Genomic DNA, 20,463 nt, shown 5'->3' on the forward strand with positions numbered 1-20,463 from the left:
CGGGATCTTATTAACCTTTAAGCTGGGCCAGGGCGCGGTAATCCGCTCCCAGCGTGGCCTGTAAAATCTCTTTCGGATAATCGTCGGTCACTACCGCTTCACCCATGTGGCGCAGCAGCACCAGTCGCAGGCGACCGTCGATCACTTTCTTGTCGATTGCCATATGTTCGAGGAAATCCGCCTCGGTCATCTCTTCCGGCGGAATAACCGGCAAGCCGGCGCGCTGGAACAGATGGATGCCGCGATCACGCTCCTGGGCGCTGATCCAGCCCAGGCGTTGCGACATTTCCAGTGCCATTACTGTGCCGGCCGCCACGGCTTCCCCGTGCAACCACACACCATAGCCCATGTGCGTTTCGATCGCATGGCCGAAGGTGTGGCCCAGGTTCAGGGTGGCGCGCACACCGGACTCCCGTTCGTCGGCATTCACCACCAGCGCCTTGGCGGCGCATGAACGGGAAATTGCTTCGGTCAGTGCCACCTGGTCCAGGGCACGCAGGGCGTCCATGTGTTCTTCGAGCCAGGTCAGGAACGGCTCGTCACAAATCAGCCCGTACTTGATGACCTCTGCCAGACCGGCCGACAGCTCGCGCGGCGGCAAGGTGTTGAGGGTCGCGGTGTCGATCAGCACGGCTTGTGGTTGGTAGAACGCACCCACCATGTTCTTGCCCAGCGGGTGGTTGATGCCGGTCTTGCCGCCCACCGACGAATCGACCTGGGACAACAAGGTGGTCGGCACCTGGATAAAGTCCACGCCGCGCTGGTAGCAAGCTGCGGCAAAGCCGGCCATGTCGCCGATCACGCCGCCGCCCAGGGCGACCACCGTGGTACGTCGGTCATGCCGTGCAGTCAGCAGGCCGTCAAAGATCAGTTGCAGGGTTTCCCAGTTCTTGTGGGCCTCGCCATCGGGCAGGATCACCGAAATCACCGAGTAGGCCGCAAGGCTGCGGCTCAGACGCTCAAGATACAGCGGCGCGACCGTTTCATTGGAGATGATCGCCACTTGCCGACCGGCAATGTGCGGTGCGAGCAACTCGGGCAGGTCCAACAAACCTTCGCCAATATGGATTGGGTAGCTGCGCTCGCCTAGATCGACCTTAAGTGTCTGCATGTGTCCCCGCGTGAAGAAATATGTACGATCGGCAACGCTCGGAATTTCGTCGCCTGATGGCTCTGCGCCATACCCCGGAGGATGATGGCGCGCCGCCGAGAATAGCGCATTTCGGGCCTGGCTTTAACGGGGTGGCAATTGCTGCAAACGCTCAAGAATGTCGAGAACCACCATTCGAGGCGGCCGCTCATCGGTTTCGACCACCAGATCGGCGATTTCCCGATACAGCGGATCGCGCAGCGTGAGCAAGTCCCGCAAGGTTTTTGCCGGGTCTGCGGTGCGCAGCAATGGGCGATTGCGATCGCGGGCGGTACGCCCCACCTGCTGCTCGACCGATGCATGCAAATAAACCACGCGACCACCGGCATGCAGCGCCCGGCGGTTTTCATCGCGCATCACTGCACCGCCGCCGGTGGCCAATACCACGCCATCGCAGCCGCACAGCTCGGCAATCATCGCCTGCTCGCGGTCGCGAAAGCCCAGCTCGCCTTCCTTATCGAAGATCCATGGGATATTGGCACCCGTGCGCAATTCAATTTCCTTGTCGGAATCTTTGAACGGCAGGCGCAGCTCTTTGGCCAGCAAACGGCCGATGGTGCTTTTTCCAGCCCCCATCGGTCCTACAAGAATCAAATTTCGCACAGAATCAACGACTCACAGCAATCGCCTGGTTATTCATAATACGCGGAGTCAGGAATACCAGCAGCTCGGATTTTTTCTCCGCCAGCACATCGCGCCGGAAAAGGCGGCCAAGATACGGCACATCGCCCAAAAATGGCACTTTATCTACCACTTTGCTTTGGGTATTGGAGAAAACCCCGCCAATGACGATGGTCTCGCCATCCTTGACCCGCACCTTGGCGTTGACCTCGTTTTTCTTGATCGGCGGTACGTCGTTGAGCTTGTTCAGGTAGTCCGGCTCGTCCTTGGTAACCTTGACCTCCATAATCACCCAGCCATCCGGGGTGATTTGCGGGGTCACCTCCAACGACAGCGAGGCCTCCTTGAACGACACTGAGGTGGCGCCACGCGAGCTGGACTCCTGGTAAGGAATCTCGGTGCCCTTGAGGATGCGCGCGGTTTCCTTGTCGGAAGTGACCACCTTGGGCTGTGAGACGATTTCGCCGTTGCCGGTTTTTTCCATGGCCGTCAGTTCCAGGTCGAGCAACAGGTTGTCGGTAATAAAAGCGATGCCCAAGCCAGACGTACCGGCCAGCGAGCCCATATCGACAAACGGCGAGCTGGGCGGATTCTCCGGTGGCTCCGCACCCTCGGCCAACGGCTTGCTGATACCGCCCGCGCCCCAGTTGCCGCGATTGAGCCGCCCGCCCCAGCGCACGCCCAGGCTTTTGTCGTAATCGACATTAGCCTCGACAATCCGCGCCTCGATCATCACTTGGCGTACCGGTACATCCAGCTGCGCCACGATGCGCCGCAGCTCGTCAATTTGCTCGCGGGTCTGGTAGGCGATGATGTTATTGGTGCGATCATCCACCGCCACCGAGCCGCGCTCATCGGTAAAGCCGTCAACGCCTGTCACCGACTGGAACAACTTGGCCAGGTCCGCCGCCTTGGCGTAATTGACCTGCAACAGCTCGCGCCGCAAGGGCGCCAGCTCTTCCATCTGCTTGCGCGACTCCAGCGCCAGCAGCTCGCGGGCCGCCAATTCTTCGGCGGGTGCCACCAGCAAAACGCCGGCCTTCACGCGCTTATCCAAGCCTTTGGTTTGCAGCACCAGATCCAGCGCCTGGTCCCAGGGCACATCCTTGAGCCGCAAAGTGATCGAGCCTTGCACTTCATCACTGGCCACCAGATTAAGCCCGGCCACATCCGCAATTTGCTGCAACACGGCGCGCAATTCGATGTTCTGGAAGTTGAGGGTCAGCGTGTCGCCGTTGTAGGCGCCACTGGGAACCACGCTGCCAGGAGGCGGCAGCTGGATCAGATCGACGCGATTGGGCACAGCAAATGCCATCGGTGCCGTGAACGCTATCCATAGCGCCACACCGAAGGACGAGAAAGTCCTTTTCATTGTTTGATTCCGTTATGAGTTGACGTTTAAAACCAGGGTTCGCGAACGCGCAAGCCATGCGCCCTGTTCGTCCGGGAACAGTTCGACCAGTTCGATGTGGCCGGAATGAATGGCCGTGACCCGGCCATGGTTAGGCCCCAGGTAGTCGCCGACCGCCAGCCGGTGCACGCCAGAAGATGTGCGCAGCAGGGCGAATGTCTGCAGGCCATGGGGCAGTGCTTCGACCAACACTGCATCGATTGAAAGCGTGCCGACCATTTCGAACTGGTCGACAGCCAGGCCTTCCAGTGGGCCGCGCTTGCGCGCCAAGTCCGGCGCAAGAGCGGGTTGGCCCGGCATATGGTCGACCTGCGCCGCAGGCGGCTGGAACGGGTCACGCTGGGACGCTGCCTCATAGACAAAGTGCGCCCCCTGCTCGACAGCCATTCCAGGCTTGCCGCGCGCGGACAGGCCACGGTAAGTCTTGGCCAGCAAATCAAGGCGCAATAACGCCCCTTCAGACCGAAGCACCACATCCTGCACAGTGACGATCCGCGGCAAATCACCCAGGGCAGTCACGAAGCTCGCCAGGTCGTGGTAGGCACCCAACACACCGACTTGTGCCGGCTCCTCGATGTAGTACGGCTGCGTCTGTTCATCCAGTACCGTGACACCTTCGACCACCAAACCGTTGGCCGCCGCCAGCCGCGCCATGTCTTCGAGCAAGCCCGGCATGTCCGATTCGCCGGGCAACTGCCGCAACAGCTCGGCAACCTGCGCCTGGGCTCCCTGGGCCTGATGGGCACGCACCTCAAGATCGGCGGCCAGGCTGGTCTTTTGCGTAAGTTGCTGTTGCAACATCAGCGTCTGCGCTTGCAACCCTTGCAACTGTTCACGTGCCGGAGCCAGCAGCCATCCATCGCCCACCACCCACACCAATCCCCCCAGCGCGCAGCCGAGCAGAAGCTTGGCCGGTAGGGGCCATTTGGCAGCGTTGTGAGAAAGCGTGGAAAAGTCGAGCCTGGGCAGGCTCAAGGCTGGGCCTCGGTGGATTCCCCTTGGCGCACCATCAACTGGAATTCGTTGCCGCCGCCTTGGCCTTGCGCACGCACGTGCTGCAGCCGGGTTGCGTGGGCACCTTCAGAGGCCTCGAGGCGGCGCATCAGTTGAGCGATATCCTGGCTGGACTCGGCACTGCCACTGACACTCACCGTATTGCCCTTGGCAACCACCTCATGCAGGTGCACCCCATCGGGCACGGCACGGGCGAGTTGGTCCAATAGCTGGGCGCCGGCCGAGCGAGATTCGTGCAGGTCCTGTACGACCTTCATTCGCGCGGCCAATTGCTGGCTCTGCTCCTGCAAGTCATCGATGGTCTTGAGGCGCGAGTCCTGGATGGCGACGTCTTTGTTGAGGTGGCTGTTGCGTGTCACTTGCCGGTCGATCGCCTGATCGATGACCTGGTTCGCCAGCCACACCGCCGCGAGTGCCACACCGGCGAACCCCAGCAGAAATATCAGGAAGTATTTGCGCCGCCGTTCTGCCTGCGCCTGGCGCCAGGGCAAAAGATTGATTCGTGTCATCCAGCGAAACTCCTCAGGGCCAGCCCGCAAGCAATTCCCATCCCGTGGGCATCCACGGCCCATTGTGCGCCATCGACTCGATGGCCCGGCATGAAGCTGGCGAAATCCTGACGGCAAGCGCGCTCCAATGCAAACCCTTCGACGTCCACCACCCGCGCAACCAGCCCGGCCAGGGCCAAAACCGCTGCGCGGGCCTCGACCTGCTCCTTCAGGCACGCAGCCAGCACCACCTCGACCCGCGCCGAGTCCTGAGCTAAGGGGCCGCGCACCTGAAAATCGATGGCGACGTCATCCAGTGGGTAAGGGATGTACTGGTCGGCTTCCATCTGGATCATCCAGGCCATCTCTTCGTCACTGAGCCCCGCCTCCATGTCGATCACCCGCGTGATGACCGATGGCCCCGATACCGCCACCGCCGCCTGCCGGACGGACGAGTGCAACCGGGACAATGCCTGCTGCAGTGCCTGCCCCACCCCTTCAAGGTCCAACAACGTGCCATCGACGACCGCATTGGCGGGCAGCCCCTGCGCGACGTATGCCTTGACGCTGTAGGCGCCGGCGGTGTGGTCCAGTTCAATCAGCTTGATTCCGGTGTCATTGATGTCGACGCCCAGCAGGGTGTCGGCTTTGCGCCTGAAAAATCCCTTTCTCATAAAACTCCCTAAAACTTTGCCTGTCATACCGCCTGATTGCCGCTGGGAATCGTGCATTCGGTCGACTTGTTTGGCCGCCACGAATGACGCCCCAGGCCGAAAATGCTTTAATGCCCAGCGTTTTTTCCCGCTTTTTCCTGCTGCTCGGGTCGATCCATCGTTTGCCATGCATGCCCCGACGCGTAACTCATTCTTTTCTCTGGAAATCCAAAAGCCTTGATTCGTCTGCTGAAGTTTTTCGGGTACTCCATTGTCGCGATCGTCTGCGGGCTGCTGCTCGTACTCAGCGGGGCCTACCTCTACCTTAGTCCGGGTTTGCCCTCAGTAGAGGCACTCAGAAGTATCCAGTTGCAGATTCCTTTGCGGGTCTACAGCAGCGATGAAAAACTGATCGCGGAGTTCGGCGAAATGCGCCGCACACCGATCCGTTTCGCCGACATTCCACCCAATTTCATCAACGCCCTGCTCTCGGCTGAAGACGATAATTTCGCCAACCACTACGGCGTCGACCCAGGCAGCCTGGTGCGCGCAGCCACCCAGCTGGTAAAAAGCGGACACATTCAATCCGGCGGCAGCACCATCACCATGCAGGTGGCGAAGAACTTCTTCCTCACCAGCGAGCGCAGTTTTTCGCGCAAGGCCACCGAAATCCTGTTGGCGCTGCAGATCGAACGTCAGCTGACCAAGGACGAAATCCTTGAGCTGTACGTCAACAAGATCTACCTGGGCAATCGCGCCTACGGGATCGAAGCCGCTTCGCAGGTGTACTACGGCAAGTCGATTCGTGATGCCAGCCTGGCGCAGATGGCAATGATCGCCGGCCTGCCGAAGGCGCCGTCGCGCTTCAACCCGCTGGCCAACCCGGCGCGCAGCAAGGAGCGTCGCGACTGGATCCTGGGGCGCATGTATAAGCTGGGCAAAATCGACCAGGCCGCCTACGAGAGCGCCGTGGCCGAGCCGCTGAACGCCAGCTATCACGTGCCGACTCCGGAAGTGAATGCGCCGTATATCGCTGAAATGGCACGTGCCGAGATGGTCGGCCGTTATGGCAGCGAGGCCTACACCGAAGGCTTCCGCGTGACCACGACCATTCCAAGCAACCTGCAGGAAATCGCCAATAACTCAGTACGCGACGGTTTGGTGACCTACGACCAGCGCCATGGCTACCGTGGCCCCGAATCGCGCCTGCCGGGCAAGACCCTGAGCGCCTGGACCACCGAGCTGGGTAAACAGCGCCCGATCAGTGGCCTGGAGCCAGCCATCGTCACCCAGGTGAAGAAGGATGGCGTGCAAGTGCTCACCCGCAGCGGCGAAGGCCATGTGTCGTGGGACAGCATGAAATGGGCACGCCCGTTCCTGAACACCAACAGCATGGGCCCGATGCCCAAGCAGCCGTCGGACGTGGCGCAGGTCGGTGACTTGATCCGCGTGCAACGCCAGAAAGACGACAGCCTTAAATTCAGCCAAGTGCCTGTGGCCCAAGGCGCACTGGTGTCCCTGGACCCGCAGAACGGTGCAATCCGTGCGCTGGTCGGCGGCTTTGCCTTCGAGCAGAGCAACTACAACCGCGCCACCCAGGCCAAGCGCCAGCCGGGCTCGAGCTTCAAGCCGTTCGTCTACAGCGCCGCGCTGGATAACGGCTACACCGCCGCCAGCCTGGTCAACGACGCACCGATCGTGTTTGTCGACGAGTACCTGGACAAGGTCTGGCGCCCGAAGAACGACACCAATACCTTCCTCGGCCCGATCCGTATTCGCGAGGCGCTGTACAAGTCACGCAACCTGGTCTCGATCCGCCTGCTGCAGGCGATGGGCGTGGGCAAGACCATCGACTACATGACACGCTTTGGCTTCGCCAAGTCGGATCTGCCGCCGAACCTGTCCCTGGCGCTGGGCACCGCGACCCTCACGCCGATGGAAATTGCTACCGGCTGGAGCACCTTTGCCAACGGCGGCTACAAGATCACGCCGTACCTGATCGACAAGATCGAAAGCCGCAATGGCGACACGCTGTTCACCGCCAACCCGCCACGCGTGCCGGGCGACGTGGTAAACGGTGTGGCTGCACCCGATGGCATTGCAGCACCGAACAACGGCGGCATCACCATTGAGCCGACGCCAGGCGCAGCACCGGCCGCCAATGCCGCCGTGCCCGCCGAGCCACAGGCACCAGCAGTGGCCGAGCGTGTGGTGGATGGTCGTACCACCTACATCCTCAACAGCATTCTGGAAGACGTGATCAAGAAAGGCACCGGCCGCCGCGCCCTGGCCTTGGGTCGCGCGGATATCGCCGGCAAGACCGGTACCACCAACGAGTCCAAGGATGCCTGGTTCTCCGGCTACAACGCCGACTACGTGACCACTGTGTGGACCGGCTACGACCAACCGGAAAGCCTGGGCCGCCGTGAGTTTGGTGGCACCGTCGCACTGCCGATCTGGATGAGCTACATGGGCGCGGCCTTGAAGGACAAGCCGCTGCATACCCAGGCTGAGCCGGAAGGTATTCTCAGCCTGCGGATCGACCCGGTCAGCGGCCGTGCAGCATCACCCAGCACGCCGAATGCGTACTTCGAGCTGTTCAAGAGCGAAGACACGCCGCCGTCGGTCAACGAGCTGGGCAACGGCGTTGCACCGGGCAGCCCGCTGCCGGCGGATGAGGCGGCGCCGATCGATCTCTTCTAATGTGACACAGCTCCACTGTGGGAGCTGGCTTGCCTGCGATGGCGGTGTATCAGCCACTGATTCACCCCCTGATACACCGCCATCACGGGCAAGCCCGGCTCCCACAGGGTTTACCTGGCGCCTGAAGACCGTATTCATCAGCCACAAAAAAAGCCCCGACTCGCAAGAGCCGGAGCTTTTTGTTGGTGCGCTACAACGGCTTAGCCGTTGAACACATCATCCACGCTTTACACCGGGCAGCCCGCTGCCGGCGGATTAGGCGGCGCCGATCGATTTGTTCTGATGAGATCAATGGCCGACCCAGCTCCACTGTGGGAGCTGGCTTGCCTGCGATGGCCATAGGCATCTACACAACTTTTGAAGGCCGCCACTTTCTCCTGTGGCGAGCAGGCTTGTCCTGCGTTGGGCCGCGAAGCGGCCCCAAACCCTGACACTGAGTACTTTCAGGAAAATTGCAGTGCCTTTACTGGGGCCGCTTCGCAGCCCAACGCCGGCGGTGCGACGATTCGACAAGCCTGCTCGCCACAACAGCCCACCTGCCACAGACTGCGTGCCAACCGGCTGTGTAACCTATGCTGCGATGGCGGTGTATCAGCCACTGATTCATCCCCTGATACACCGCCATCGCGGGCAAGCCCGGCTCCCACAGGGTTTACCTGGCGCCTGAAGACCGTATTCATCAGCCACAAAAAAAGCCCCGACTCGCAAGAGCCGGGGCTTTTTGTTGGTGCGCTACAACGGCTTAGCCGTTGAACACATCATCCACGCTTTTCAGCGGGTAGTGCTTCGGATACGGCAGGGTAGCCACACCAGTCTCGATCGCGGCTTTGGCCACGGCATCCGAGATCAGGGTGATCAGGCGCTTATCCATTGGTTTCGGGATGATGTACTCACGACCGAATGCCAGTGGGGCACCACCGTAGGCATCGCACACGTCCTGAGGTACCGGCAGCTTGGCCAGTTCACGCAGGGCGTTGGCTGCAGCCACTTTCATCTCTTCGTTGATGCGCTTGGCGCGAACGTCCAGGGCACCACGGAAGATGAACGGGAAGCCCAGCACGTTGTTGACCTGGTTCGGGTAGTCCGAACGGCCGGTGGCCATGATCACGTCGTTGCGAGTGGCGTGGGCCAGCTCAGGCGAGATCTCCGGGTCCGGGTTGGAGCAGGCGAACACGATCGGGTTGGCCGCCATGGACTTCAGGCCTTCGGCGCTCAGCAGGTTCGGGCCGGACAGGCCAACGAACACGTCGGCACCGTCGAGGGCGTCAGCCAGGGTGCGCTTGTCGGTAGCGTGGGCAAACATCGCCTTGTACTGGTTCAGGTCGGTACGCTCGGACTGAACAACGCCCTTGCTGTCGACCATGAAGATGTTTTCCAGCTTGGCGCCCATGCTCACCAGCAACTTCATGCAGGAGATGGCCGCAGCACCAGCGCCCAGGCAGACGATCTGGGCGTCAGCCAGGGTTTTGCCAGCGATTTCCAGGGCGTTGATCATGCCGGCCGCAGTAACGATCGCGGTGCCGTGCTGGTCATCGTGGAATACCGGAATGTCGCACTGTTCGATCAGGGCCTTTTCGATCTCGAAGCACTCAGGTGCCTTGATGTCTTCCAGGTTGATGCCACCGAAAGTGATGGAGATGCGCTTTACAGTGTCGATGAAAGCTTGCGGGCTTTCGGAATCGACTTCGATGTCGAAAACGTCGATGCCGGCAAAGCGCTTGAACAGCACGCCCTTACCTTCCATGACTGGCTTGGAAGCCAATGGGCCGAGGTTGCCCAGGCCGAGAATCGCGGTGCCATCGGAAATCACTGCAACCAGGTTGCCTTTGCCGGTGTACTTGTACGCCAGTTCAGGGTCGCGGGCGATTTCACGTACGGGCTCGGCAACGCCAGGGCTGTAGGCCAGCGACAAGTCGCGGGCAGTGGCAGTGGCTTTGGTGAGCTCTACACTCAGCTTTCCTGGACGAGGATGGGCGTGATATTCGAGAGCGGCAGTTTTCAAATCAGACATATCGGCATTCCGCTTTTACTGTTGGTCGACGGACCGCCGAGGATACGCGTGTGAGAAAGTCCCCACAAGACTGGTCAGTCACTGCCGTCAAGGGCCGCGCACTACGACTTTCGGCCAAGAGCCACGGGATACAAGGGCTTAACTGTTCACAATTACGATAAAAAATGTCTACAATTATTTTATTAAAATCGCTTTGAGTGCAGCACGGTCAAATCGCAGGCACAAAAAAGGCGCCCACAAGGGGCGCCTTTTTCAACAGCTTGCAAAAACCCTGGGGGCTTTTGGGCCTTACTCTGCAGCAGCAGGCTTCTTGCCGAAAGCACCAAAGCGATCTGCGAAGCGCTGTACACGGCCGCCGGTGTCCAGAGTTTTCTGCTTACCGGTGTAGAACGGGTGGCACTCGTTGCATACGTCAGTACCCAGTGGCTTGCACAGGTTCGAACGCGTTTCGAACTTGTTGCCGCAGCTGCAGGTTACTTCGATAGTTTCGTACGCTGGATGGATATCGGCTTTCATGGTGACTTCCTCGGGCTAGCGTGCCGCCACTCGACACTATTGTCGAATACCGCACGTAATTAGGCCGCGGATTCTACCAGACCTTTTTAAACGCGCAAGCGGCGCCTCCCGTGCTTTGCCTACATAAAAGCCCCTTTCATCAGAAAAACCCAACACACCACCGCCCATCTGCAAGGACGCACTTTTTTGTGGCGAGCAGGCTTGCCCTGCGCTGGGCAAGCCTGCTGCTCGCCACAACAAGCCCGGCGCCCACAGAAGTGCCGCAAGACAGGACACCCCCACCGCAGGTCTGCTAGGCTCCCGCCCCTGCGCCACTGCCTGCCTTTATATGAGACTCCCCGCGTGCCCGACGCCATTTTGCGCCTAGCCCTGCCATCGCCCCTGCGCCGCCTGTTCGACTACCGAGCCCCGGCCGGCGTGTTGCGGGCGCAGTTGCAGCCGGGCATGCGCGTGCGCGTGCCGTTTGGCCGTCGCGAGATGATCGGCATCCTGATCGAAGTGGCCGACCACAGCGAAGTCCCCGCCGAAAAGCTCAAGCCAGCCCTGGCCATCCTCGACGCTACACCGCCGCTGCCGCCCGCGCTGTTCAAGTTATGCCTGTGGACCGCACAGTATTACCAGCATAGCCTCGGCGATACCCTGAGCTGGGCACTGCCGGTGCTGCTGCGCCAGGGCGAACTGGCTGAAGCACGCCAGGAGCGTTTCTGGTCGATGGTGCCCGGCGCGCGCCTGGATGACCCACGCATCGCCCGCGCGCCACGCCAACGCGAAGCCCTCGCGACCCTGGCCCAACACCCCCATGGCGTAGCCCACCAGTTGTTAAGCAAGCTGATGCTGAGCAAAGACAGCCTCGACTTGCTGCTGGCAAAGGGCTTGGTGCAGGTGGAAATCCGCAAGCACGCGCCGGACCCGCGCCATGACCACTGGCTGGCTCAACCGGAGTTGCCGCTGAACCCCGAGCAACGCGCCGCCTATGAAGCCATTCGCGCCGGTTTCGACAGCTTCCATGCCTTCCTGCTCGCCGGCGTCACCGGCAGCGGCAAGACCGAAGTGTATTTGCAACTGATCCGCGAAACCCTGCAAGCCGGCAAGCAGGCACTGGTGTTGATCCCGGAGATCAACCTCGGCCCGCAAACCCTGGCGCGTTTCGAGCAACGTTTTAACGCGCGCATCGCGCTGGTGCATTCGGCGGTCAACGACCGCGAGCGCCTGGAAGCCTGGCTGGCTGCGCGGGACGGCGAGGCCGACATTATTATCGGCACCCGCTCGGCCCTGTTCACGCCGATGAAAAACCCCGGGCTGATCATCATCGACGAGGAGCACGACGGCTCCTATAAACAGCAGGAAGGCCTGCGCTACCACGCCCGCGACCTGGCGCTGGTACGCGCGCGCCAGGAAGACATCCCGATTGTGCTCGGCTCGGCTACACCGTCCCTGGAAAGCCTGCACAACGCCTACACCGGCCGTTATGGCCTGCTGCGCCTCAACGAGCGCGCAGGCGGCGCCAAGCAACCACGCTTCCTGCGCCTGGATGTAAAAAGCCGCCCACTGGACAGCGGCATTTCCGGGCCGATGCAGCAAGCCATCGGCCAAACCCTCGCCGCCGGCCAGCAAGTCCTGGTGTTTCTTAACCGTAGGGGCTTTGCGCCGACGCTGCTGTGCCACGACTGCGGCTGGATGTCCGAGTGCGAACGCTGCGATGCGCGCATGACCGTACACCAGCGCCACGGCGAGCTGCGCTGCCACCACTGCGGCCATGTGGAGCGCGTGCCGCGCCACTGCCCACAATGCGGCAAAGTGGATTTGCGCCCCGTGGGTGCGGGCACCGAGCGTGCCGAGGAGCGCCTGGGCATTCTGTTTCCGGATTACCCGGTGCTGCGCGTCGACCGCGACAGCACCTCGCGCAAAGACGCGATGAACCAGCTGTTCGCGACCATTCAGAAAGGCCAGCCGTGCATCCTGATCGGCACGCAGATGCTCGCCAAAGGGCACCACTTCCCACGGGTAACGCTGGTGTCGATCCTGGACGCCGACGGTGGTTTGTTCTCCGGCGACTTCCGCGCCAGCGAACGCATGGCGCAACTGATCGTGCAGGTGGCAGGCCGTGCCGGGCGCGCCGAAGAGCCGGGCAAGGTGATTATCCAGACGCATCTGGCTGACCACCCCTTGCTGATTCAACTGACAGAACAGGGCTACTTCGCTTTCGCCGAACAGGCCCTGAGCGAACGCCGCTCCGCCGGCCTGCCGCCGTTTGCACACCTGGCACTGTTGCGCGCCGAAGCGCACAAGCCAGGGCAGGCCGAAAGCTTTCTCGACGAGGCATGCAGCGCCGCCGAGCGTTTGCTCGGTGAGTTGAGTCTGGCCGGCATCGAATTGCTCGGCCCAGTCCCCGCGCCGATGGAGCGGCGCGCCGGGCGGTATCGCGCTCAGCTACTCTTGCAGGCAACGTCCCGTGCACCGCTGCATCGACTATTAAATAGCTGGATGCTTGCCCTGGAGCAAATGCCCAGCGGCCGCCAAGTGCGATGGTCGTTGGATGTGGATCCGGTAGACCTGTATTGATTGCGAAATCGCTATCGCAGGCAAGCCAGCTCCCACATTTTGAAATATGAACCCCCTTAAATGTGGGAGCGGGCTTGCCCGCGATGAGGTTCGCAGGTCCATCAACCTGTCTGAACGGTTGGCAAGCCCGCCCTCGCCACGGATAATGCCGAGTTTTTCCACCTGCGCATCGCGCACCGCCGCTTGCGGTCGAAAGAGAACACCATGAAAGACACCATTCGCCAGCTGATCCAACAAGCCCTCACCCAACTCGTCAACGAAGGTGTGTTGCCTGAAGGCCTGTCGCCGGCGATCCAGGTGGAAAACACTCGCGACAAGACCCATGGCGACTTTGCCAGCAACATTGCGATGATGCTGTCCAAGCCTGCCGGCATGAAACCGCGTGACCTGGCGGAGAAAATCATCGCCGCGCTGCCAACCGACGAGAGTGTGACCAAGGCCGAAATCGCCGGCCCAGGCTTTATCAACTTCTTCCAGAACACCCAGGCCCTGGCTTCGCGCCTGGACGCGGCCCTGGCCGACGCCAACATTGGCGTGCGCAAGGCCGGCCCCGTGGAGCGTGTGGTGATTGACCTGTCGGCACCCAACCTGGCCAAAGAGATGCACGTGGGCCACCTGCGCTCGACCATCATTGGCGACGGCGTGGCACGGGTGCTGGAGTTCCTGGGTGACGACGTGATCCGTCAGAACCACGTGGGCGACTGGGGCACCCAGTTCGGCATGCTGATGGCCTACCTGCAGGAAAACCCGATCACCAGCAACGAGCTGGCCGACCTGGAAAACTTCTACCGCGCCGCCAAAAAGCGCTTCGACGAATCCGAAGAGTTCGCCGACCGCGCCCGTGGCCTGGTGGTCAAGCTGCAAGCCGGCGATGAAGATTGCCTGGCGCTGTGGGGCCGTTTCCGTGAGATTTCGCTGTCGCACTGCCAGGAAATCTACGAGCTGCTCAACGTGAAGCTGACCATGGCCGACGTGATGGGCGAAAGCGCCTACAACGACGACCTGATCAACGTGGTCAACGACCTCAAGGCTGCCGGCCTGTTGGTTGAGAGCAACGGCGCGCAGTGCGTGTTCCTCGAGGAATTCAAGACCGCCGACGGCGAGCCGCTGCCAGTGATCATCGTCAAGGCCGACGGCGGCTACCTGTACGCCACCACTGACCTGGCAGCCGTGCGCTACCGCAGCGGCGTGCTCAAGGCCGACCGCGCGCTGTATTTTGTCGACCAGCGCCAGGCCCTGCACTTCCAGCAAGTGTTCGAAGTGGCGCGCCGCGCAGGCTTCGTCACCCACCCGATGCACATGGAACACATGGGTTTTGGCACCATGAACGGCGCCGATGGCCGCCCGTTCAAGACCCGCGACGGCGGCACCGTGAAGCTGATCGACCTGCTCAACGAAGCCCAGGACCGTGCCTACAACCTGGTGAAGGAAAAGAACCCGGAGTTGGCCGAAGCCGACCTGCGCAATATCGCCCGCGTGGTAGGTATTGGTGCGGTGAAGTACGCCGACCTGTCCAAGCACCGCACCAGCGACTACAGCTTCAACTTCGAACTGATGCTCAACTTCGAAGGCAACACCGCGCCGTACCTGCTGTACGCTTACACCCGTGTGGCCGGCGTGTTCCGCAAGCTGGGCAAGGATTTCAGCGAGGTTGAAGGCCAAATCGTGCTGGATGCCCCGCATGAACAGGACCTGGCGGCCAAGCTGGCGCAGTTCGGCGAAGTGCTCAACAGCGTCGGTGAAAAAGGCACGCCGCATATCCTCTGCACGTATTTGTACGAAGTCGCCGGTCTGTTCTCCAGCTTCTATGAGAACTGCCCGATCCTTACGGCAGACGACGAAGCCCAAAAGCAAAGTCGCCTGCGCCTCGCCGCACTGGCTGGACGGACCCTCAAGCAAGGCCTGGAACTGTTAGGCCTGGAAACCCTGGAGCGTATGTAAGTTGGCTGCCAAGAAAAAACCTGCACCCAAGCGCGGCGCCAGCCGCTATCAGGCACCGGCGAAGAAGCCAATCCCGGGCTGGCTGTGGATGGCTATCGGCCTGGCGGTCGGCGCGTTTGTGGTGATCCTGATGAAGCTGGAGCCCGGCAAGGGCGATGACGTCAAACGGGTCAAGCAAGAACAGCAGAAGGCCACGAAAATCGCCGAGGCCAACAAGACCGCGCCGAGCCCGACCGCGCCGGTAAAGCCCAAGTACGACTTCTACACGCTGCTGCCGGAGTCGGAAGTGATCGTGCCGCCTGACGCCGTGCCGGAGAAAACCCTGCCGACGCCACAAGTGCCGACCACGCCGGTGACACCAGCGGAAGCCGCGAAAATCGACACCGCACGCGCTCAAGCCGCGTTGGCCGGGATCACTCCGCCGCCACCGCCACCGGTTGCGACCACCAAGGCGGCGCCGGTGACCAAGTTCTTCCTGCAAGCGGGCTCGTTCCCGAAACAGGCGGATGCGGATCGTGTGCGTGCGCAGATCATCCTGCTGGGCCAGTCGGTAACAGTGGAGTCCGGCACCGTGAAGGATGCGACCTGGTATCGCGTATTGGTCGGGCCGTTCAGCAACCGTGAACAGCTGACCGTGGCGCAGAAGCAACTGGCGGGTGCAGGCTTTAGCAATCTGTTGTTACAACAACGCCAGAGCCGTTGATTCCGGCTCAACGCTGATCAATATGTGGGAGCTGGCTTGCCTGCGATAGCGATGTAACAGTCCATATTTTCAGTGACTGACACACCGCTATCGCAGGCAAGCCAGCTCCCACAGTTGGTTTTGTGGTGTTCTCTGGAAGGTGTCAGCCCCATAAACACCACTCGTCCGCACACACGTCCTACGGTTGAAATCCCCCCCGCCACCCCCATATGAGATTCCATCAGGGCATTTTCGCCCCGCTGCGTGGAGACTCTCCCCTTGACCACCATCGTTTCAGTACGTCGCCACGGCAAAGTCGTCATGGGCGGCGACGGCCAGGTTTCACTGGGCAACACCGTGATGAAAGGCAACGCCAAGAAAGTGCGTCGCCTGTACCACGGCCAGGTTCTCGCCGGTTTCGCTGGCGCCACTGCCGACGCCTTCACCCTCTTCGAACGCTTCGAAGGCCAGCTGGAAAAACACCAGGGCCACCTGGTTCGCGCCGCTGTCGAACTCGCCAAAGAATGGCGCACCGACCGTTCCCTCAGCCGCCTGGAAGCCATGTTGGCGGTCGCCAACAAAGACGCATCCTTGATCATCACCGGTAACGGCGATGTGGTTGAACCCGAGCACGGCCTGATCGCCATGGGTTCCGGCGGCGGCTACGCCCAGGCGGCAGCCAGCGCCCTGTTGAAGAAAACCGACCTGTCGGCCCGCGAAATCGTCGAGACCGCCCTGGGTATCGCCGGCGATATCTGCGTGTTCACCAACCACAACTTCACCATTGAGGAGCAGGACCTCGCCGAGTAAGCCGTAGGCTTATTCCGCTTGAGGCCGCCAAACACTATGTCCATGACTCCCCGCGAAATCGTCCATGAACTTAATCGCCATATCATCGGCCAGGACGATGCCAAGCGCGCCGTTGCCATTGCGCTGCGTAACCGCTGGCGCCGGATGCAACTGCCCGAAGAACTGCGCGTTGAAGTAACGCCCAAGAACATCCTGATGATCGGGCCGACAGGCGTGGGTAAAACCGAAATCGCCCGACGCCTGGCCAAACTGGCCAATGCTCCGTTCATCAAGGTCGAGGCCACCAAGTTCACCGAAGTGGGCTATGTAGGCCGTGACGTCGAGTCGATCATCCGTGACCTGGCCGACGCAGCCCTGAAAATGCTGCGCGAGCAGGAAGTGACCAAGGTCAGCCACCGCGCCGAAGACGCCGCCGAGGAACGCATCCTGGATGCCCTGCTGCCACCGGCACGCATGGGCTTTAACGAAGACGCCGCGCCAAGCTCGGATTCCAACACCCGCCAGCTGTTCCGCAAGCGCCTGCGTGAAGGCCAGCTGGACGACAAGGAAATCGAGATCGAAGTGGCCGAAGTGTCCGGCGTCGACATCTCCGCACCGCCTGGCATGGAAGAAATGACCAGCCAGTTGCAGAACCTGTTCGCCAACATGGGCAAGGGCAAGAAGAAAAGCCGCAAGCTCAAGGTGAAGGACGCGCTGAAGCTGGTGCGCGACGAAGAAGCCGGGCGCCTGGTGAATGAGGAAGAGCTCAAGGCCAAAGCCCTGGAAGCGGTGGAGCAGCACGGTATCGTGTTTATCGACGAGATCGACAAGGTGGCCAAGCGCGGAAACTCCGGCGGCGTCGATGTGTCCCGCGAAGGCGTACAGCGCGACCTGTTGCCGCTGATCGAAGGCTGCACGGTGAACACCAAGCTGGGCATGGTCAAGACCGACCACATCCTGTTTATCGCCTCCGGCGCGTTCCACTTGAGCAAGCCCAGCGACCTGGTGCCGGAGCTGCAAGGCCGTCTGCCGATTCGCGTGGAACTCAAGGCGCTGACCCCCGGCGACTTCGAACGTATCCTCAGCGAGCCGCATGCTTCGCTCACCGAGCAATACCGCGAACTGCTGAAAACCGAAGGTTTGGGCATCGAATTCCAGCCGGACGGCATCAAGCGCCTGGCGGAGATTGCCTGGCAGGTCAACGAGAAGACCGAAAACATCGGTGCCCGTCGCCTGCACACCCTGCTTGAGCGTCTGCTGGAAGAAGTGTCCTTCAGTGCTGGCGACATGGCCGGTTCGCAGAATGGCGAAGCGATCAAGATTGACGCTGAGTACGTCAATAGCCACCTGGGCGAATTGGCGCAGAACGAAGATCTGTCTCGTTATATCCTGTAAGCCTCACAGAAAACGGCTTGTGTCGGAGCCGGACTTGTGTGGGAGCTGGCTTGCCTGCGATAGCATCACCTCAGTGTTTCTGAAACACCGAGGTGTCTGCATCGCGGGCAAGCCCGGCTCCCACACAAGCCAGCTCCTACAGTTTTAAGCCGGTTCTCAGGACTATCTCTGGGCGGTTCTCCAATGACCAAATTCCCCACCGCTGTAAACCTGCACAAAACCTCCAACACCCTCGGCCTTACCTATGGGCCGAGCGAGGTCTACCAGCTCCCCGCTGAGCTGCTACGCACCCACTCGCCTTCCGCCGAGGTCCAGGGCCACGGCAAACCCATCCTGCAGTTCGGCAAGCTCAACGTGCGGCTGATCAAGATAGAACCAGCCGGCCAATATGCACTGAAATTGACCTTCGACGACGGCCATGACAGCGGACTGTTCACCTGGGACTACCTCTACCAGTTGGCCGTGCGCCAGGATGCGTTGTGGGCCGATTATCTGGCTGAGCTTAAAGCCGCCGGCAAAACCCGCGACCCGAGCGAATCGGTCGTGCGGCTGATGCTCTAACTCAGGCGTCTCGCTCTTTAGAGGGCATTTTCTAATTTCATCTGCTTGAATGCCCTGTCGCGTGGTCAACGATTGGCCCGCTTGCGAAAAAAATTAAACTCGGGTAACCAATGGAACTGGCAAGTTCCCTGCATTTGACGATGCGGTATCAACGGTCACCCGAGTCGCAGTACCAGGCTGGTGTCGTGTATCGAAATTGGGTGCGCAGCAATCGCCGGTACTCGTCTTTCGGACAATGGAGCGTCGTAGATGAGTAACAAGAATAACGATGACTTGAAACGCCAGGCCTCGGAAAACACCCTGGGGCTGAACCCGATCATCGCGTTACGCAAAAAGGATTTATTGGCCTCAGCGAAGATGGTACTGACCCAAGCCATCAAGCAACCGTTGCACAGCGTCAAACACGTCGCGCATTTTGGCGTGGAATTGAAGAACGTGATGTTCGGCAAATCCGCACTGGCCCCCGAAGGCGACGACCGTCGCTTCAACGACCCGGCGTGGAGCCAGAACCCGCTCTATAAGCGTTACCTGCAAACTTACCTGGCGTGGCGCAAGGAACTGCACGACTGGATCGGCGACAGTAACCTGTCGGAACAGGACATCAGCCGCGGCCACTTCGTGATCAACCTGATGACCGAAGCCATGGCCCCCACCAACAGCGCGGCCAACCCGGCGGCGGTCAAACGCTTCTTTGAAACCGGCGGCAAAAGCCTGCTTGATGGCCTGTCCCACTTGGCCAAAGACATGGTGCACAACGGCGGCATGCCCAGCCAGGTCAACATGGGCGCCTTTGAAGTCGGCAAGACCCTGGGCACCACTGAAGGCGCCGTGGTGTTTCGCAATGACGTGCTGGAGCTGATCCAGTACAAGCCCATCACCGAGCAGGTGCACGAACGCCCACTGCTGGTGGTGCCGCCGCAGATCAACAAATTCTATGTATTCGACCTGAGCCCAGAGAAGAGCCTGGCGCGCTTCTGCCTGCGCAATGGCCAGCAGACGTTTATCGTCAGCTGGCGCAACCCGACCAAGGCGCAGCGCGAGTGGGGCCTGTCGACCTATATCGAGGCGCTCAAGGAAGCGGTCGATGTGGTCACGGCGATTACCGGCAGCAAAGACGTGAACATGCTCGGCGCCTGCTCGGGCGGCATCACCTGCACCGCCCTGCTGGGCCACTACGCGGCGCTGGGCGAGAAGAAGGTCAACGCCCTGACCTTGCTGGTGAGTGTGCTGGACACCACCCTGGACACCCAGGTGGCGCTGTTTGTCGACGAACAGACCCTGGAAGCCGCCAAGCGCCATTCTTACCAGGCCGGTGTGCTGGAGGGCCGCGACATGGCCAAGGTCTTCGCCTGGATGCGCCCCAACGACCTGATCTGGAACTACTGGGTCAATAACTACCTGCTCGGCAACGAGCCGCCGGTGTTCGACATCCTGTTCTGGAACAACGACACCACACGTTTGCCGGCCGCCTTCCATGGCGATTTGATTGAGCTGTTCAAGAACAACCCGCTGGTGCGCGCCAATGCCCTGGAAGTGTGCGGCACGCCGATCGACCTCAAGCAGGTGACCGCCGATATCTATTCCCTGGCCGGCACCAACGACCACATCACGCCGTGGCAGTCGTGCTACAAATCGGCGCAGCTGTTTGGTGGCAAAGTGGAGTTTGTGTTGTCCAGCAGCGGGCATATCCAGAGCATCCTCAACCCGCCAGGCAACCCCAAGGCGCGTTACCAGACCAGCGATGGTTTGGCGGGCAAGCCGCTGGAGTGGCAGGAGAATGCCACCAAGCATACTGACTCATGGTGGCTGCATTGGCAGGCGTGGCAGGCCGAGCGGGCGGGCAAACTGAAGAAAGCACCTACAAGCCTGGGTAACAAAGCCTATGCCGCAGCTGAGGCGGCACCGGGTACTTATGTGCACGAACGATAAGCAGATTTTGCGGTAGAAATGCGATCAATGTGGGAGC

16 protein-coding genes are annotated in these 20,463 nt (G+C 61.0%); 8 read left to right on the forward strand and 8 right to left on the reverse strand.

The genetic code is table 11. The features are described 5' to 3' along the window. Positions 1-10 precede the first annotated feature (10 nt). From aroB to pilM, 6 genes are all read right to left on the reverse strand, one after another. Positions 11-1,111, reverse strand: coding sequence for a 3-dehydroquinate synthase (gene aroB / locus HBO41_RS13460; RefSeq protein ID WP_017138566.1), 1,101 nt, complete (start codon positions 1,109-1,111; stop codon positions 11-13). 123 nt (positions 1,112-1,234) lie between these two features. Further along, the gene (gene aroK / locus HBO41_RS13465) at positions 1,235-1,753 is read right to left on the reverse strand and encodes a shikimate kinase AroK (RefSeq protein ID WP_017138567.1); all 519 of its coding nucleotides are present in this window, start codon (positions 1,751-1,753) and stop codon (positions 1,235-1,237) included. A 4-nt stretch (positions 1,754-1,757) separates the two neighbouring features. Further along, the gene (locus tag HBO41_RS13470; protein ID WP_017138568.1) at positions 1,758-3,086 is read right to left on the reverse strand and encodes a type IV pilus secretin PilQ; all 1,329 of its coding nucleotides are present in this window, start codon (positions 3,084-3,086) and stop codon (positions 1,758-1,760) included. Between the two features lie 69 nt (positions 3,087-3,155). Further along, positions 3,156-4,157 carry a pilus assembly protein PilP gene (locus tag HBO41_RS13475; RefSeq protein WP_169986595.1) on the reverse strand — a complete coding sequence of 334 codons (1,002 nt, stop codon included), beginning with the start codon at positions 4,155-4,157 and terminating at the stop codon, positions 3,156-3,158. Next, positions 4,154-4,705, reverse strand: coding sequence for a PilN domain-containing protein (locus tag HBO41_RS13480; RefSeq protein WP_017138570.1), 552 nt, complete (start codon positions 4,703-4,705; stop codon positions 4,154-4,156). The genes HBO41_RS13475 and HBO41_RS13480 overlap by 4 nt, the downstream gene beginning before the upstream one ends. Beyond that, on the reverse strand, positions 4,702-5,358 hold the full coding sequence (gene pilM, locus HBO41_RS13485) for a type IV pilus biogenesis protein PilM (protein ID WP_099548046.1): 657 nt from the start codon (positions 5,356-5,358) through the stop codon (positions 4,702-4,704). The genes HBO41_RS13480 and pilM overlap by 4 nt, the downstream gene beginning before the upstream one ends. A gap of 219 nt (positions 5,359-5,577) precedes the next feature. Here pilM and HBO41_RS13490 point away from each other — a divergent pair, with 219 nt between their 5' ends. Beyond that, on the forward strand, positions 5,578-8,040 hold the full coding sequence (locus HBO41_RS13490) for a penicillin-binding protein 1A (RefSeq protein WP_407073963.1): 2,463 nt from the start codon (positions 5,578-5,580) through the stop codon (positions 8,038-8,040). 742 nt (positions 8,041-8,782) lie between these two features. Here HBO41_RS13490 and HBO41_RS13495 read toward each other — a convergent pair. Then, positions 8,783-10,051 (reverse strand): malic enzyme-like NAD(P)-binding protein, encoded by a 1,269-nt coding sequence (locus HBO41_RS13495; protein WP_099548044.1) that lies wholly within the window; start codon positions 10,049-10,051, stop codon positions 8,783-8,785. Positions 10,052-10,339: 288 nt separating this feature from the next. Beyond that, on the reverse strand, positions 10,340-10,567 hold the full coding sequence (gene rpmE, locus HBO41_RS13500) for a 50S ribosomal protein L31 (protein ID WP_017138574.1): 228 nt from the start codon (positions 10,565-10,567) through the stop codon (positions 10,340-10,342). Positions 10,568-10,909: 342 nt separating this feature from the next. Here rpmE and HBO41_RS13505 point away from each other — a divergent pair, with 342 nt between their 5' ends. The 7 genes from HBO41_RS13505 (at position 10,910) to phaC (ending at position 20,426) form a co-directional block, all read left to right on the forward strand. Then, positions 10,910-13,129, forward strand: a complete 2,220-nt coding sequence (locus HBO41_RS13505) for a primosomal protein N' (RefSeq protein ID WP_017138575.1) — start codon at positions 10,910-10,912, stop codon at positions 13,127-13,129. Between the two features lie 204 nt (positions 13,130-13,333). Continuing rightward, positions 13,334-15,070, forward strand: a complete 1,737-nt coding sequence (gene argS, locus HBO41_RS13510; protein WP_169986597.1) for an arginine--tRNA ligase — start codon at positions 13,334-13,336, stop codon at positions 15,068-15,070. Position 15,071: 1 nt separating this feature from the next. Beyond that, positions 15,072-15,773 (forward strand): SPOR domain-containing protein, encoded by a 702-nt coding sequence (locus tag HBO41_RS13515; RefSeq protein WP_017138577.1) that lies wholly within the window; start codon positions 15,072-15,074, stop codon positions 15,771-15,773. Between the two features lie 258 nt (positions 15,774-16,031). After that, positions 16,032-16,562: an ATP-dependent protease subunit HslV gene (gene hslV, locus HBO41_RS13520; RefSeq protein WP_010563201.1), complete on the forward strand. Its 531-nt coding sequence runs from the start codon at positions 16,032-16,034 to the stop codon at positions 16,560-16,562. A 36-nt stretch (positions 16,563-16,598) separates the two neighbouring features. Further along, positions 16,599-17,936, forward strand: a complete 1,338-nt coding sequence (hslU, locus tag HBO41_RS13525; RefSeq protein WP_017138578.1) for an ATP-dependent protease ATPase subunit HslU — start codon at positions 16,599-16,601, stop codon at positions 17,934-17,936. 183 nt (positions 17,937-18,119) lie between these two features. Beyond that, positions 18,120-18,497 carry a gamma-butyrobetaine hydroxylase-like domain-containing protein gene (locus HBO41_RS13530; RefSeq protein ID WP_017138579.1) on the forward strand — a complete coding sequence of 126 codons (378 nt, stop codon included), beginning with the start codon at positions 18,120-18,122 and terminating at the stop codon, positions 18,495-18,497. 249 nt (positions 18,498-18,746) lie between these two features. Continuing rightward, positions 18,747-20,426: a class II poly(R)-hydroxyalkanoic acid synthase gene (gene phaC / locus HBO41_RS13535; RefSeq protein WP_099549478.1), complete on the forward strand. Its 1,680-nt coding sequence runs from the start codon at positions 18,747-18,749 to the stop codon at positions 20,424-20,426. Positions 20,427-20,463: the final 37 nt, after the last annotated feature.

The sequence above is a fragment of the Pseudomonas sp. WS 5146 genome (assembly GCF_012985495.1).
In the GTDB taxonomy this organism is placed as follows: Bacteria; Pseudomonadota; Gammaproteobacteria; order Pseudomonadales; family Pseudomonadaceae; genus Aquipseudomonas; species Aquipseudomonas edaphica.